The organism is Pseudomonas zeae (genome assembly GCF_014268485.2).
GTDB classification, from domain to species: Bacteria; Pseudomonadota; Gammaproteobacteria; order Pseudomonadales; family Pseudomonadaceae; genus Aquipseudomonas; species Aquipseudomonas neuropathica.
In genome coordinates this window covers 4,838,255-4,852,674 of the sequence record NZ_CP077090.1, presented here as the reverse complement: position 1 = coordinate 4,852,674, position 14,420 = coordinate 4,838,255, and the positions used below count along the sequence as shown (strand labels likewise).

19 protein-coding genes are annotated in these 14,420 nt (G+C 58.4%); 11 read left to right on the top strand and 8 right to left on the bottom strand.

Features of this window, described 5'->3' with window-relative positions:
* The first annotated feature begins 10 nt into the window (after positions 1-10).
* From HU754_RS21310 to HU754_RS21300, 3 genes are all read left to right on the top strand, one after another.
* The gene (locus HU754_RS21310; RefSeq protein WP_016985507.1) at positions 11-616 is read left to right on the top strand and encodes an arylesterase; all 606 of its coding nucleotides are present in this window, start codon (positions 11-13) and stop codon (positions 614-616) included.
* Between the two features lie 57 nt (positions 617-673).
* Positions 674-967 carry a hypothetical protein gene (locus tag HU754_RS21305; RefSeq protein ID WP_007908575.1) on the top strand — a complete coding sequence of 98 codons (294 nt, stop codon included), beginning with the start codon at positions 674-676 and terminating at the stop codon, positions 965-967.
* Positions 968-1,165: 198 nt separating this feature from the next.
* Complete coding sequence (locus HU754_RS21300) at positions 1,166-2,137, top strand: L,D-transpeptidase family protein (RefSeq protein WP_186620591.1); 972 nt, start codon at positions 1,166-1,168, stop codon at positions 2,135-2,137.
* Positions 2,138-2,263: 126 nt separating this feature from the next.
* Here HU754_RS21300 and oprI read toward each other — a convergent pair whose 3' ends face one another.
* Entirely contained in the window at positions 2,264-2,515 is a 252-nt protein-coding gene (gene oprI, locus HU754_RS21295; RefSeq protein ID WP_003199355.1) for an outer membrane lipoprotei OprI, read from the bottom strand.
* Between the two features lie 638 nt (positions 2,516-3,153).
* On the opposite strand from oprI, the gene HU754_RS21290 reads away from it, so the two are divergent.
* Positions 3,154-3,435, top strand: coding sequence for a GNAT family N-acetyltransferase (locus tag HU754_RS21290; RefSeq protein WP_003226804.1), 282 nt, complete (start codon positions 3,154-3,156; stop codon positions 3,433-3,435).
* A 60-nt stretch (positions 3,436-3,495) separates the two neighbouring features.
* Here HU754_RS21290 and HU754_RS21285 read toward each other — a convergent pair whose 3' ends face one another.
* Both HU754_RS21285 and HU754_RS21280 read right to left on the bottom strand, forming a co-directional pair.
* Positions 3,496-4,572 carry a 3-deoxy-7-phosphoheptulonate synthase gene (locus tag HU754_RS21285; protein WP_007908583.1) on the bottom strand — a complete coding sequence of 359 codons (1,077 nt, stop codon included), beginning with the start codon at positions 4,570-4,572 and terminating at the stop codon, positions 3,496-3,498.
* Between the two features lie 130 nt (positions 4,573-4,702).
* Positions 4,703-5,146: a PilZ domain-containing protein gene (locus HU754_RS21280; RefSeq protein WP_093435182.1), complete on the bottom strand. Its 444-nt coding sequence runs from the start codon at positions 5,144-5,146 to the stop codon at positions 4,703-4,705.
* Between HU754_RS21280 and HU754_RS21275 the strand changes: the two genes are divergently transcribed.
* The 5 genes from HU754_RS21275 to cysB all read left to right on the top strand — a co-directional run bounded on the left by HU754_RS21275 (position 5,145) and on the right by cysB (position 9,112).
* On the top strand, positions 5,145-5,531 hold the full coding sequence (locus HU754_RS21275) for a thioredoxin family protein (RefSeq protein WP_093435180.1): 387 nt from the start codon (positions 5,145-5,147) through the stop codon (positions 5,529-5,531). The genes HU754_RS21280 and HU754_RS21275 overlap by 2 nt on opposite strands.
* Positions 5,528-6,484, top strand: coding sequence for a putative 2-dehydropantoate 2-reductase (locus HU754_RS21270; protein WP_186620593.1), 957 nt, complete (start codon positions 5,528-5,530; stop codon positions 6,482-6,484). The genes HU754_RS21275 and HU754_RS21270 overlap by 4 nt, the downstream gene beginning before the upstream one ends.
* Positions 6,485-6,517: 33 nt before the next feature.
* Positions 6,518-7,423 carry a 5'-nucleotidase gene (locus HU754_RS21265; RefSeq protein ID WP_093435175.1) on the top strand — a complete coding sequence of 302 codons (906 nt, stop codon included), beginning with the start codon at positions 6,518-6,520 and terminating at the stop codon, positions 7,421-7,423.
* A gap of 97 nt (positions 7,424-7,520) precedes the next feature.
* Entirely contained in the window at positions 7,521-8,024 is a 504-nt protein-coding gene (locus HU754_RS21260; protein WP_016985500.1) for a universal stress protein, read from the top strand.
* 113 nt (positions 8,025-8,137) lie between these two features.
* Positions 8,138-9,112, top strand: a complete 975-nt coding sequence (cysB, locus tag HU754_RS21255) for an HTH-type transcriptional regulator CysB (protein ID WP_003183769.1) — start codon at positions 8,138-8,140, stop codon at positions 9,110-9,112.
* A 9-nt stretch (positions 9,113-9,121) separates the two neighbouring features.
* Here cysB and HU754_RS21250 read toward each other — a convergent pair whose 3' ends face one another.
* Both HU754_RS21250 and HU754_RS21245 read right to left on the bottom strand, forming a co-directional pair.
* A complete protein-coding gene (locus HU754_RS21250) occupies positions 9,122-9,604 on the bottom strand; it encodes a GreA/GreB family elongation factor (RefSeq protein ID WP_034155245.1) in 483 nt (160 codons plus the stop codon).
* A gap of 2 nt (positions 9,605-9,606) precedes the next feature.
* The gene (locus HU754_RS21245; RefSeq protein WP_186620595.1) at positions 9,607-10,014 is read right to left on the bottom strand and encodes a hypothetical protein; all 408 of its coding nucleotides are present in this window, start codon (positions 10,012-10,014) and stop codon (positions 9,607-9,609) included.
* 124 nt (positions 10,015-10,138) lie between these two features.
* Between HU754_RS21245 and earP the strand changes: the two genes are divergently transcribed.
* Positions 10,139-11,281 carry an elongation factor P maturation arginine rhamnosyltransferase EarP gene (earP, locus tag HU754_RS21240; protein WP_186620597.1) on the top strand — a complete coding sequence of 381 codons (1,143 nt, stop codon included), beginning with the start codon at positions 10,139-10,141 and terminating at the stop codon, positions 11,279-11,281.
* A 48-nt stretch (positions 11,282-11,329) separates the two neighbouring features.
* Positions 11,330-11,899, top strand: coding sequence for an elongation factor P (locus HU754_RS21235; protein WP_007908599.1), 570 nt, complete (start codon positions 11,330-11,332; stop codon positions 11,897-11,899).
* Between the two features lie 190 nt (positions 11,900-12,089).
* Here the strand turns inward: HU754_RS21235 and HU754_RS21230 are convergent, their stop codons facing one another.
* The 3 genes from HU754_RS21230 to HU754_RS21220 form a co-directional block, all read right to left on the bottom strand.
* Positions 12,090-12,509, bottom strand: coding sequence for an organic hydroperoxide resistance protein (locus HU754_RS21230; protein WP_093435168.1), 420 nt, complete (start codon positions 12,507-12,509; stop codon positions 12,090-12,092).
* A 327-nt stretch (positions 12,510-12,836) separates the two neighbouring features.
* Positions 12,837-13,292 carry a MarR family winged helix-turn-helix transcriptional regulator gene (locus tag HU754_RS21225; RefSeq protein WP_177413141.1) on the bottom strand — a complete coding sequence of 152 codons (456 nt, stop codon included), beginning with the start codon at positions 13,290-13,292 and terminating at the stop codon, positions 12,837-12,839.
* A 72-nt stretch (positions 13,293-13,364) separates the two neighbouring features.
* Complete coding sequence (locus HU754_RS21220; RefSeq protein ID WP_186620599.1) at positions 13,365-14,321, bottom strand: LysR family transcriptional regulator; 957 nt, start codon at positions 14,319-14,321, stop codon at positions 13,365-13,367.
* Positions 14,322-14,420 lie beyond the last annotated feature (99 nt).

The following is a 14,420-nucleotide window of genomic DNA, read 5'->3' as shown; positions in this document are numbered from 1 at the left end:
GGAGAATCCGATGCGTGTGTGGTTTTTGAGTGCTGGCCTGGCCTTGATGTGCATGGCCCAGAACGCAGCGGCGGGTACTGTCCTGATCGTTGGCGATAGTATCAGCGCCGGTTTCGGACTGGATACCCGCTTGGGATGGGTGTCGTTGCTCGAACAACGGCTCAAACAGGAGGGTTTCGACGATAAAGTGGTCAATGCCTCCATCAGCGGCGACACCAGCGCCGGAGGCCAGGCACGGCTGCCGGCGCTGCTTGCAGAGCATAAGCCGGAACTGGTGATCCTCGAACTGGGTGGCAACGATGGCTTGCGCGGAATGCCGCCAACTCAATTGCAACAAAATCTTGCCTCGATGATCGACAGCTCGCGTCAGAGCGGGGCCAAGGTGCTGCTGCTCGGCATGCAACTGCCGCCCAATTACGGCAAGCGTTACACCGATGCCTTCGCCGAGGTCTACGGCAAACTCGCCGACGATAAAAAGATCCCCCTGGTGCCGTTTTTTCTCGACGGTGTGGGCGGTCATCCGGACCTGATGCAGGCCGATGGTCTGCACCCGGCAGCCGGGGCTCAGGGCAAGTTGCTGGAAAATGTCTGGCCGACGCTAAAACCGCTGTTATGAGGCTTTTCTAAGGACAGGCTTTCGGCTAATGTGGCGCCCCCTTGTCTGGAGCCCCCGATGTCGCGTTCTGCCTGGTCCCTGTTTGCCTACCAACTGATCGAGCCTGACGAACAGCTGGATCTGTTCGCCTGCCAGGAAGTGCGGGTGCATCTGGTGACCCGTCAACTCGAACTCGGTGGCTCGGCTGATCGCACCCTGTGCGGCAGCTTGCTGCCGGCGCAACCGCGCTGGTCGAGCGTCGATCGCCGGGTGTTTCAGGATCAGCGCCTGTGCTCGCTGTGCCGGGCGATTCTGGAATCGCAGAAGCGCGGCACCTCGCCGATCTGGCCAGAGCTGCGTTTCGAGCTCTGATTCTGTGGGAGCCGAGCTTGCTCGCGAAGAGGCCAAGTCAGTTAACATTTTTGGCGACTGACCCACCGCTTTCGCGAGCAAGCTCGCTCCCACCTGGAACACCTTGTCGCCTGCAATGGGGTGATCTCCCCGAATATTCAAAGTGCGGTGTACAATCGCGCTCTTATACCCTTGTTGATCATGCGAAGGATTTTCCGGATGTTGCCGCGCTTTCCTGCCGTCACCCGCTGCCTGTCACTTGCCGCCCTGTGTGTGGCCGGTCCCGTTGCTGCATTGGAGTTTCCCCTGCCACCACCCGGTGAAGACATCATCGGTCAGGTGCAGGTGATCAAAGCCAAGTACGAAGATACCTTCGCCGATCTGGGCACGAAGTACGATCTGGGTTACTCGGAGATGGTCGCGGCCAATCCGGGCGTCGATGCCTGGTTGCCGGGTGCCGGCACCGAAATCGTCCTGCCGACCCGTTTCATTCTGCCGCCGGGCCCGCGCGAAGGCATCGTTATCAACCTTGCCGAATACCGTCTCTACTACTTCCCGAAAGGCCGCAACGTGGTGTACACGTTCCCGCTGGGTATCGGTCGTGAGGGTTGGGGCTCGCCAATCGCACACACCTCGATCATCGCCAAAACGCCAAACCCGACCTGGACGCCTCCAGCGTCGATCAAGGCTGAACACGCCGCAGACGGTGATCCGCTGCCAAACGTAGTGCCGGCCGGCCCAGACAACCCGTTGGGCCCGTTCAAGTTCACCCTGGGTACGCCGGGTTACCTGATCCACGGTTCGAACAAGAAATTCGGTATCGGCATGCGCACCAGTCACGGCTGCTTCCGCATGTTCAACAATAACGTGCTGGAAATGGCCGGCATGGTGCCGGTAGGCACATCGGTGCGTATCCTCAACGATGCCTACAAGTTCGGCAGCAGTGGCGGCAAGGTTTATCTGGAAGCGCACACGCCGATCGACGACAAGGGCAACCCGTCGGTGGTCGACAAGCACACTGCGGTGATCAACGCGATGCTCAAGCGTGAAGACGTCACCAGCAACCTGCGCGTGAACTGGGATGTGGTGCGTGATGTGGTCGCGGCTGAAGATGGCCTGCCAACGGAAATCGGCAAGCCGAGTGCCTCGGCCCCGATGGTTTCGAGTACACCGATCGACTTGCAGCAGTAAGTCGAGGTTAAAGGCCCGCCGATGCGTACAGCGCCGGCGGGTTTTTTAATGCCCGGGCAAAAGCATCGGGCACAAAAAAGCCGACCCGAAAAATCGGGTCGGCTCGATAACAACCCCGAAGGATTATTACTTGCGGCTAGCTTTGTCCAGCATGCGCAGAGCACGCTCGTTAGCTTCGTCAGCAGTCTGTTGTGCTTTTTGAGCAGCAGCCAGAGCTTCATCAGCTTTACGGTAAGCTTCGTCTGCACGAGCCTGGGAGCGAGCAGCTGCGTCTTCAGTAGCGGTCAGACGTGCTTCGGTTTCTTTCGATGCGCTGCTGCAACCGGTAGCCAGAACTGCGGCCAGAGCCAGAGCAGAGAATTTCAGAACGTTGTTCATCGTGTTCCCCTTCAAGGACTTTCAATTAAGTGGCTGTCTCCTCACGATTGAGGAAATAGCCGGCGTACATACTACCCATTACTTGTAGTAAGTAAACTGACGTAAGGCAAGAAGCAAAAAAAATTGTAGGCGTTGATTCTTTTTCGAGCAACTTTTAACTGTGCTGTTTAAAAAATATACAGCTACAAGCCCCGAGCTGAGCGAGTTAATGAGAAAAAGTTCCCGTTGCCACGTGCTGTTTTTGCAGTCTTGGCTAAAGTCTTTCTAGATGAATACGTCGACACTTTTGTTCCGAATTTGCGTGCTGCTTCGCTTATCTTTGTCCATGTTGAGGTGACTTTAAAAAAGGCTGCACGTCTTAAGTCTCAACATCCGGCAATGTTCAGGTGACCGGTTTGGCAAGATCTTCTTCCAGGCCCACCCTGCGTCCATCGGAGCAACCCCCGTCAACCCGCTTGATGACGAGCGTACCTTGAGCATTTTTGCCAATGGTGCCTACTATTTATCAGGTGCCAGGTTGCGCGAGATCGGTGTGGCTCTTCTCGGTGTCCATCAGGCACGGGGTGGCGTAGATGTTCCTTCGCCGGAAAAACATCGGTAAGGTAGGGGTCAGAATTCAAGACCCGCGAGGAGTAGTGATGAGCGAGGCGTTGTCCATCCACCATGACCAGGCTGGTCATCAGTTCGAGACCAATGTGGACGGTCATCGTGCCTACCTGACTTATATGGATCTGGGGAAACAGACCCTGGATATCTATCGCACGTTTGTGCCCAACGCCCTGCGTGGCCGTGGCATTGCCGCAGCGCTGACCGAAAGCGCGCTGCAGTACGCCGAAGAAATGGGCTACACGGTGATCCCGTCGTGCTCCTACGTCGAGCGCTACATGGAGCGTCATCAGCGCCGCGCCGCCAAGATCTGAATCGCACACACAAAAACGCCGGGCATTGCCCGGCGTTTTTTTATGCCTGTAAAACGCGTATCAGCTGCGCTGGCGTTTTGGCAGAACATCCTTGAGCTTGGCATGCATGCTGCGCAGGGTGTTCTCGGTAGCGGACCAGTCGATGCAGGCATCGGTGATCGACACGCCGTATTGCAGGTCGGCGAGGTCTTTCGGAATCGCCTGGCAGCCCCAATTCAGGTGACTTTCGACCATCAGGCCGATGATCGACTGGTTGCCTTCGAGGATCTGGTTGGCGACGTTCTCCATCACCAGCGGTTGCAGGGCCGGATCCTTGTTGGAGTTGGCGTGGCTGCAGTCGACCATGATGTTCGGCTTGATCTTCGCTTTGTTCAGCGCCTGCTCGCACAGGGCAACGCTGACCGAATCGTAGTTCGGCTTGCCGTTACCACCGCGCAGCACCACGTGACCGTAGGCATTGCCTTTGGTGGTGACGATCGACACGCCACCTTCCTGGTTGATGCCGAGGAAGCGGTGCGGGCTGGACACCGACTGCAAGGCGTTGATCGCCACAGTCAGACCGCCGTCGGTGCCGTTCTTGAAGCCGACTGCCGAGGACAGGCCGGAAGCCATCTCACGGTGAGTCTGCGATTCAGTGGTACGTGCGCCGATGGCCGACCAACTGATCAGGTCCTGCAGATACTGCGGGGAGATCGGGTCGAGGGCTTCGGTCGCGGTCGGCAGGCCTTTTTCGGCCAGATCCAGCAGCAACTGACGACCGATGTGCAGACCGTCCTGAATCTTGAACGAGTCGTCCAGGTAAGGATCGTTGATCAAGCCTTTCCAGCCCACGGTGGTCCGTGGTTTCTCGAAATACACGCGCATGACCAGGTACAGGGTGTCGGAGACTTCCGCAGCCAGCACCTTGAGGCGATCGGCGTATTCGTGGGCAGCCTTGATATCGTGGATCGAGCACGGGCCGATCACTACGAACAGACGGTGGTCGGTGCCATCAAGAATGTTGCGAATGACTTCGCGGCCCTTGGTGACGGTGCGCAGGGCAGCATCGCTCAGAGGAATATCACGCTTGAGCTGATCGGGAGTGATCAGGGTCTCGTTAGAGGCGACGTTTAGGTCGTTGATCGGTAAATCAGCCATCGTTTACTCGTCAGGTCACGGGTGCCGGCCGCCAGCGATCCCCGCGCGGCGGAGCACAGCAGATTTAAGCGCGTCGGGGAGCGGAACCTTAGCGCGTAAAGCGCCTGCTCGACAATGGGCAAAAGGCGCTTTAGTCCAGCGCTGGCTGCGCAAAAGCCTTGCGCACGCTGTCGTGGGAGAACTCGTCGGCGTGTTGCTCGACCCATTGCAGGGCCACCGCCTGAATTTCTTGCAGGTCATCGTGGGTGTCATGCATGCGGCAGTAGCGCTCGATCTGACACACTTGCTCACCCATTCGCGCACTGAACAGCGTCTGCTCATCGGTAAACGCGATGCCCACCAGATAGCCTTTTTTGCGCCGCAGGCACCACGCCACGTAGCCCGGATAACAAATGTCGGCATGCAGTGACGGCATGCGCACTTGCAGCGCCGTGCCATGGCGCCAGGCACGGTGGTAATTGCAAGCGATGCCGCCGAGGCTGATAGTGTGCAGCTGTTGCCTGGAAATACACTCAGGCTTGAGCAAGGTTAATTCAACCGGCACCTCGTCCGGATGAGGAATGAAACGTCCCATGAGCACAGACTCCCTGTGTCAGCCATTTGACATTGTTTCCCCCAGTATAGTGGTCGAATCCGAACTGACCGATTTCGACGCCGACCAACGGCTATTGGCGATGAGCGGCGTTTCGCTGGTGATTTTTACCAGCGTCGGCTGCGCCAGTTGCCGATATGCCCGCGAAGTGTTGCCGGCTATGGCGCTGGGGATTGATCGTCTGTGCTGGATCGATGCCGGCGACAACGGCGGGTTGGTCGAGCGCTATCAGGTCTTTCATTTACCGGCGTTGTTCGTGGTGCGCGACGGCGAGTTCTTTGGGGCATTGCACACGCGCCTGACGACCGATGCGTTGAACGCGGCGCTGGCGCAGGCACTGGGGCGAATTGCAGAGGAGTTGCCATGATGGGGGCAGTGAATAAACCGGTCGTAGGGATCATCGGCACCGGCGCAATTGGTGGTTTTTACGGCGTAATGCTCGCGCGCGCCGGTTTCGATGTGCACTTTCTGTTGCGCAGCGAGTTTTCGGCGGTGGCTGAGCGCGGTTTGCAAATCAACAGCGCGGTGCATGGCCCGCTGACATTGCATCCGGCGCAGGCCTATTCCGCCGCCGAAGACATGCCCAAGTGCGACTGGCTGTTAGTGGGGGCGAAGACCACCAGCAACGCCGGCCTGGCTCCGTCGATCATTCAAGCGGCCAAACCGGATGCGAAAGTGCTGGTGCTGCAAAACGGTCTCGACGTCGAAGACAGTTTGCGTGAACGGCTCCCCGACTCCCTGCACCTGTTGGGCGGTTTGTGCCTGATCTGCGTGCATCGCGAGGGGCCTGGACAAGTTACCCACCAAGCCTTGGGCGCGGTGAACGTCGGTTATCACAGTGGTCCGTCCAGCGCTGACGCCGCACGCATGGCGATTGTCGAGGAGGGTTCCGGGTTGTTCCGCGCTGCCGGAATCGATTCCCAGGCGATGCCCAATCTGCACCAGGCGCGCTGGCAAAAACTGGTCTGGAACATCCCCTACAATGGACTTTCGGTACTGCTCGGCGCCAGCACCACGCCGCTGATGGCGGACGCCGACAGCCGCATGCAGATCCAGGCGTTGATGGCCGAAGTGGTGCAGGGTGCCAAGGCCTGCGGCCAGGACATACCGCCGGGATACGCCGATTATCTGTTCATGATGACCGAGAAAATGCCCGACTACTGGCCGAGCATGTACCACGACTTTTTACATAAGCGACCGCTGGAGCTGGAGGCGATTTACGCTCGGCCACTGGCAGCGGCCAAAGCGGCGGGCTGTGAGCTGCCGCGCATCGAAGCGCTGTATCGTAATTTACGTTTTATCGACCGGCGCAACGTTTAGGTCGTTTTTTTTTTGTGAAGGGCGGGGGAAGGCATGGCCAAGAACATCGATGACAAACTGGTGCTGGCGATTTCGTCGCGTGCCCTGTTCGACCTGAGCGAGAGCCACAAGGTCTACCTGTCGAGCGGTGTCGAAGCCTATCGGCAATACCAGATTGAGCATGAAGACGAAATCCTCGCACCTGGCGATGCTTTTCCGCTGGTGGAAAAACTCCTGAAACTCAACAGTCGCCTCGGCCGCGCGCGGGTCGAGGTGATTCTGGTCTCGCGCAACAGTGCCGACACCGGCCTGCGCGTATTCAACTCGATTCACCATTACGGTCTGGCGATTTCCCGCGCGGCGTTTGTTGGCGGGCGCAGTCCGTATCCGTATCTGAAAGCCTTTGGTTGCGACCTGTTTCTTTCGACCCATGCCGAAGACGTGCGCGCGGCGCTGGATGCCGGATTCGCAGCGGCGACGATTCTGTCCGGTGGTGCCAGTCGTGCGGCCAGTGACGAATTGCGCATCGCCTTCGACGGCGACGCAGTGATTTTTTCCGACGAGTCGGAACGCGTCTATCAGTCCGGCGGGCTCGAAGCGTTCCAGGCCAAGGAGCGTGAGTCGGCTCGCGAGCCGTTGCGCGGTGGGCCGTTCAAGGGCTTTCTGGCGGCGCTCAATCTGTTGCAGCGCGAGTTTCCCGATGACGATTGCCCGATCCGCACGGCGCTGGTCACTGCACGTTCGGCGCCGGCCCATGAGCGGGTGATCCGCACCTTGCGCGAGTGGGACATTCGTCTCGACGAGTCACTGTTTCTCGGTGGCCTGACCAAATCGGCGTTCCTTGAAGCCTTCGCCGCCGACGTGTTTTTCGACGATCAGGCCGGTCACTGCGAACTCGCCCGCGAAGTGGTCGCCACCGGTCATGTGCCTCACGGCATCAGCAATGAGCCGTCCATCTAAAGCCCTGTGCTTCAAGACGTTGCGTCGCACGTCGTACTCGTCAAGGCACTGCTAAGCTGAATCAAATCTCCGCCATGTTGGCACGCGAGGAGGTCATATGATTCGTTCGATGCTGTATGCCACTGACCTCGGTCTGTACGCACCGTTGGTGATGCAGCATGCCCTGGCGTTGGCGCGAACGTTCAATGCCGATTTGTATGTAGTGCACGCGGTGGAGCCGATGGGGCTGTTTGCCGAATCGGTGTTGCAGAGCTATCTCGACGAGCAGGCATTGAACGAATTTCACAGTCAGGGTCTGAAAACTGTCATCGCCAATATCGAGCAGCGGGTGCTGGACAGTTTTCGCGAAGAACTGGGGGATGAAGGCGAACAGGATCTGCAGCGCATTCGCGCAGTACGCGTGCTGCAGGGCGATCCGTCGCAGGTGATTCTCGACCAGGTGCAGAAACTCTCTGTCGATCTGCTGATCGTAGGCAGTCATAGCCATGGGGTGGGCGCGGAAACGCCGTTGGGGCGCACGGCGGCGCGGGTCCTGCAATTGGCCAAGGTGCCGGTTTATCTGGTGCCGTTAGTGGAGCGGCGGCGGCGGGAGGATCGCTAAGGCAGGAATAATGGCGCTTTGATAAAAAAGTTCTAGATTTATTATTCAAACCATTAATATAGTTATATACCGTCGCTGATGCCCGTGGCGTCTACCTGCTTTGAGGGATTCATATGAAGCTTCAACAATTGCGCTACATCTGGGAAGTGGCGCACCACGACCTCAACGTTTCCGCTACAGCCCAAAGCCTTTACACCTCGCAACCGGGCATCAGTAAACAAATCCGCCTACTGGAAGACGAACTCGGTGTCGAAGTGTTTGCCCGCAGCGGCAAACACCTGACCCGCGTGACCCCGGCCGGCGAGCGCATCATCACCACCGCCGGTGAGATTCTGCGCAAGGTCGAAAGCATCAAGCAGATCGCCCAGGAATTCTCCAACGAGAAGAAAGGCACCCTGTCGATCGCCACCACCCACACCCAGGCACGTTATGCACTCCCGCCGGTGATCAGCAATTTCATCAAGCAATACCCGGACGTGGCGCTGCACATGCACCAGGGTTCGCCGATGCAGATCGCCGAAATGGCCGCTGATGGCACTGTGGATTTTGCCATCGCCACCGAAGCGCTGGAGCTGTTCGGCGATCTGGTGATGATGCCGTGCTACCGCTGGAATCGTTGCGTGGTCGTACCGCAGGGCCATCCGCTGACCAAGTTGCCAAAGCTGACCCTGGAAGCGCTGGCCGAATACCCGATCGTGACTTACGTGTTCGGTTTCACCGGCCGTTCGAAACTCGACGAAGCCTTCAGCCATCGCGGCCTGACGCCGAAAGTGGTGTTCACCGCCGCCGACGCCGACGTGATCAAGACTTACGTGCGTCTGGGTCTGGGCGTGGGCATCGTCGCTAAAATGGCAGTCGACACCAAGCTCGACAACGATCTGGTGGTGCTGGATGCCAGTGAATTGTTCGAATCGAGCGTGACCAAGATCGGTTTCCGTCGCGGCACTTTCCTGCGCGGCTTCATGTGCGACTTCATCGAGAAGTTCGCCCCGCATCTGACTCGCGAAGTCATGGCCAAAGCCATTCAGTGCCACAACAAGCAGGAACTGGAAGAACTGTTCGACGGCGTCGAGCTACCCGTTCACTGATCAGTTGCCTCAGAGTACCTCGGTGACAGCAAACTGTTGCCGAGTGCCCGCCACCAGAATCTCCACCTCATCACCTTCGCACTTGCCCAGCAGACCTTTGCCCAGCGGCGAGCGCGGAGTGATGACGGTAATCGGCTGACCGACCACATCGACTTTCAGGCCTGCTGCATCCGGCGCCAGAAACAGCCATTGCTCGCGACCCTTTTCGTCCTCCAGGCCGAGCAGGGCACCGACTTCGATACCACGGTTTTCATCGTAGGCCCGCAGCGTCAGGTTCTGGCACAACGCCAAAGACTGACGGATTTCCTCGACCCGTTTTGCTTGCCCGGCTGCCAGATACGACGCTTCCAGACCCAGCGTGTCGTACTTGTTTTCGGCGATGTTTTCTTCGTGCGTTGCGGTTTCGTAAGCGGTTTGTGCGGCGCGCTCGGCGATGTCGAGGTCGATGCGCAGTTTGTCGAGAATCAGTTGGTGGACGATGTGCTTGTTCATGATCAATCGCAGAATTGCAAAACGTTGGCGCGGCTTTTCTCGCTCGGGGCCGTCTGATCCTGTTGCAGCCAGAACTGGCATTTCGGATTGGACAGATTACGCGTGCTGCCGCGTGCCTGATCCAGACGTGCCTGTTGTTCGTTCTTGCGCAGGTTTTCTTCGTATTGCTGGAACTGCGGGCTCGGCGGAGGAATGTCCGGTTGCACCTGCACGGCCGGCGGATTGGCCAGTTGCTGCACCGCTTGTGCAACCGGTGCCAGTTGTTCTTTGAAGACAAACTGCGACAGCAGCCAGCAGGTCAGCGCAATGGCGACAAAGCCCAGCCACATGCCCAGGGCAATGCTGCCGGTCAAATGCAGCGCGCTAAGCTGAACCGGCAACGGGCGACGCGGATTGGGGCGATACGGCATGGCTGCCTCCTGGCGGGTGATTGCGGGCAAGTGGCGATTGTCGCACGAAGATTAATCGCCGTCGGCTCTTCTGCGCGAGGTCATTTATGCGGACAATCGCAGCTTTTGCCAACGGGAGTATTGAATGCCGCAATTGAAACCCCGCTGGGATATTTTCTGCACGGTGGTCGACAACTTTGGCGACATCGGCGTGACCTGGCGCCTGGCCCGACAATTGGCCGCCGAACACGGTTTGACGGTGCGATTGTGGGTCGATGATCTGCGCGCCTTCGAACGCATTTGCCCGGCGATTGATATCAACGCCGCACAGCAATCGCAACGAGGCGTCGAAGTGCGGTACTGGCCGGCTGACTGGGTGCACACAGAGGCGGCGGATGTGGTGATCGCCGCGTTTGCCTGTCAGTTACCGAGTGATTACATGGACGCGATGGCTGGGCGTGAACAGCCGCCGCTGTGGATGAACCTCGACTACCTCAGCGCCGAAGACTGGGTGATCGGCTGTCACGGGTTGCCGTCGGTCAAATACAAATCGGTGCAGAAGTTCTTTTTCTTTCCCGGATTCCAGCCAGGCACTGGCGGGCTGTTGCGTGAGCGCGGCTTGCTCGAGCAGCGTCGGCAGTTTCAACAGGATGCCGAAGCTCAACGGCAATTCCTGCAAGGTCTCGGGATCGCTCCTGCGTCTGACGCCCAGCTGATTTCGTTGTTTGCCTACGAGAATGCCGGGCTGGCCAGTTGGCTGGACGTTTTGGCGGCGGACGCTGCGCCGACTCACCTGTTGGTGCCGGAGGGGCGGATTCTTGGCGACGTGGCGCGCTGGCTCAGGGTGGAAGCCCTGACGGTGGGCGAGATCAATGTGCGTCAGTCGTTGACCGTGCAGGTGTTGCCGTTCGTCCGTCAGGATCAATACGATCAGTTGCTCTGGTGCTGTGATTTCAACGCGGTGCGTGGTGAGGACTCGTTCGTGCGGGCGCAGTGGGCGGGGCGGCCGATGCTCTGGCACATCTATCAGCAGGACGAAGACATCCATCTGGACAAGCTTGATGCCTTCCTCGCGCTTTACACAAAAGGTCTGTCACCGGCCGCTGCCGAGGCGATGAACGGTCTGTGGCGAGCCTGGAGCGCCGGTCAGCCCATCGGTGAACACTGGCTCGAAGTCCGCAATCATTGGCCAGAACTGCAGGAAAATGCCGAAGCGTGGTGTCTGGAACAAGGCTTGCAGGCCGATCTTGCCGCAGCGCTGGTACAGTTTTACCTAAATTGGATATGATACGCGGCCTAGATTTTTGTAAATCCCATCCAAATTCGGATATTCGCAATGAAAACTGGTAAAGAACTGAAACCCGGTACCGTGATCCGTCTCGAGAACGATCCTTGGCTGGTTCAGAAAGCTGAATTCACCAAGTCGGGCCGTAACAGCGCGATCATGAAGACCAAGCTGAAAAACCTGCTGACCGGTTACAAGACCGAGATCGTTTACAGCGCTGACGACAAACTGGACGACGTAATCCTCGACCGCAAAGAAGCGACCCTGTCCTTCATCAGCGGCGACACCTACACGTTCATGGACACCACTGACTACACCATGTACGAGCTGAACGCTGAAGACATCGAAGCTGTTCTGCCTTTCGTTGAAGAAGGCATGACCGATGTTTGCGAAGCGATCTTCTTCGAAGAGCGTCTGGTTTCCGTAGAGCTGCCGACCACCATCGTGCGCGTAGTTGACTACACCGAAGGTTCGGCTCGTGGCGACACTTCCGGCAAGGTCATGAAGCCAGCCAAGCTGGCCAACGGTACTGAGCTGCAAGTTGCTGACTTCATCGAAATCGGTGACAAGATCGAAATCGACACCCGCGAAGGCGGTTCCTACAAAGGCCGTGCCAAATAAGCACTGCTTTTTGCGGAAAGAAAAAGCCCGGCCATTGAGCCGGGCTTTTTTGTGCCTGCGATTTCTCATTAACCACCGACTCCTGTTGGAGCGAGGCTGCTCGCGAATGCGGGACGTCATTCAATGAAATGTTGACTGACAGGACGCCTTCGCGAGCAGGCTCGCTCCCACAGGGGATTTGTGTCTGGTTTCAGACGGTGGTGTGCAGACGTACATCGACATTGCCACGGGTGGCGTTGGAGTACGGGCAAACCTGGTGAGCGGCGTCGACCAGCGCTTGCGCATCGGCTTGTTCCAGGCCAGGCAGGCTGATGTGCAGGTCGATGTCCAGACCGAAACCGCCAGGGATCTGGCCGATACCGACGTGGGCGGTGATCGAGGCGTCGTCAGGGATTTTGCGTTTGGTCTGGCTGGCGACGAATTTCAGTGCGCCGATGAAGCAGGCCGAGTAGCCGGCAGCGAACAGCTGCTCAGGGTTGGTTGCCGCGCCGCCGGCACCGCCGAGTTCTTTCGGAGTGGCGAGTTTGACGTCGAGGATGTTGTCGCTGGAGACCGCACGACCGTCACGGCCGCCAGTGGAGGTTGCGATTGCAGTGTAGAGAGTTTGCATGGTGTGAGCCTCGTTGAGTGTGATTGTGTGCGCTAATTATTTGCGCGCTATGTAAGTGCGAGATAAATGTATCGCGTGAATATTTAGTGCGCAAGATAAATTTCGAAAAATGTTCCGCTGGACTGATCTGGCTGACTCGTCCATCGGCTGGAAAGATTCGACTTAGAGGGGATGGCGAGACAATGGGAGCGCTGAAAAATAATTTTCAGTCGATGAAATCAAATGTAGGAGTGAGCCTGCTCGCGATAGCGGTGTGCCAGTCAACTCAGAAGTCGACTGAACCACCGCTATCGCGAGCAGGCTCACTCCTACAGGGATTGGTGGGCCTTAAATAAGGCTTTCTTGTAGATGGCTACGCAGCGCCTGCAACTCCGCTTGCAGCTTTTGCAGCCGTTCCAGAGTGAAGCCGCTGGCGCCGAGGATGCATTGCGGAACGGTCTGGGCTTTTTCTTTCAGCGCTCGGCCTTGCTCGGTCAGCTCGACAATCACTACCCGCTCATCCTCACGACTGCGCGTGCGGCTGAGCAACCCTTCGCCTTCCAGACGCTTGAGCAGTGGCGTCAGCGAGCCGGGATCGGTCAGCAACCGCGAGCTGATTTCTCCGACCGTCAATCCATCCTTCTCCCACAACACCATCATCGCCAGGTACTGCGGATAGGTCAGGTTCAAGGCTTGCAGCAGCGGCTTGTAGACCTTGGTCATCATCAGCGAAGTGGAATGCAGGGCGAAGCAGGCCTGGTTATCCAGCAGCAGGTCGTCGCAGGTGTCGCGTTGGGAAGTCATGTCAAAGCCTTGTTCGGTGATGGTCATGAATCTAGCGCTCGAATCTTTAATGCGCCAGATAATTCTCCGGATCTAATGGCGGCCGAGATCCCGTTGCAGCGCCAGATCCCACGGCGGCACTGGACTGAAACGAGTCTTGAGGTATTCAAGCAGCAAGCGGCTGCGCGAGTTGGTTTGCTGTTCCATGCGCAGTGCGTAGATGCCGGTGGATTCCGGGGCCGGCAGACCGTTCTCGCAGAACAGCGGAACCAGTTCACCGCGCAGCAGGTATTCGCTCGCCAGCCAGGTCGGCAAATGCGCAATCCCTAATCCCGCCAAAGCCCCACACACCAGCGCTTCGGCATTGTTGGCGCTCATGCGGATGCGCGCCGGGCGGTGCAACTGCATCTGGCCGTCCTGCTCGAACCGCCAGGCGAAGGGCGGGGCGAGGCCTTCCCAGTCCAGACCGTCATGCTCGCCAAGTTGCGCCGGACTGCCGGGTACACCCCGGCGTTTGAGATAGTCAGGACTGGCACAGGCTATGCGCACCATGCTCGCCAAAGGCGTGGCCACCAATCGCGTGTCAGCCATTTGCCCGGCACGCAGCACCAGGTCAACCTTGCCCAGGTTCGAGCCGCCCATGTCGACGAAACTGTCGATCAAGTGCAACTGCACATCCAGCCCCGGGTAGAGGACGAGAAAGTCGGCGATCACCGGTGCCAGATGCCGTCGCCCGAACGCGGCGGGGGCGTCGATGCGAATCAAGCCTTCCGGCGCGCTGCTCAAGGACACGGCTTCGGCCCGCGCCAGTTGCAACTCAGCGACAATGCGCCGGGCACGTTCGGCAAACGCCAGACCGGCGGGTGTGGCTCTGACGGCGTGGGTGCTGCGTATAAATAACTGGCTGCCGACGGCGCTTTCCAGGCTGTCGATGCGTCGCGCAACGGCCGAAGGTGTCAGCGGATGACGGCGCGAGGCGGCGGAAAAGCTGCCACTCTCCAACACATCAAGAAACAGCCCTAATTGTTCAGTCAGTTGGTTGGGGTTCATGAGAATTCACGCTTGTGCGAAATCGGCATAGCCATTGTGCGTTGCTGTGCGTTTCCCCGCCAGCCACGACTGCGTAGGATGAATCGCCTGACGTAAGAG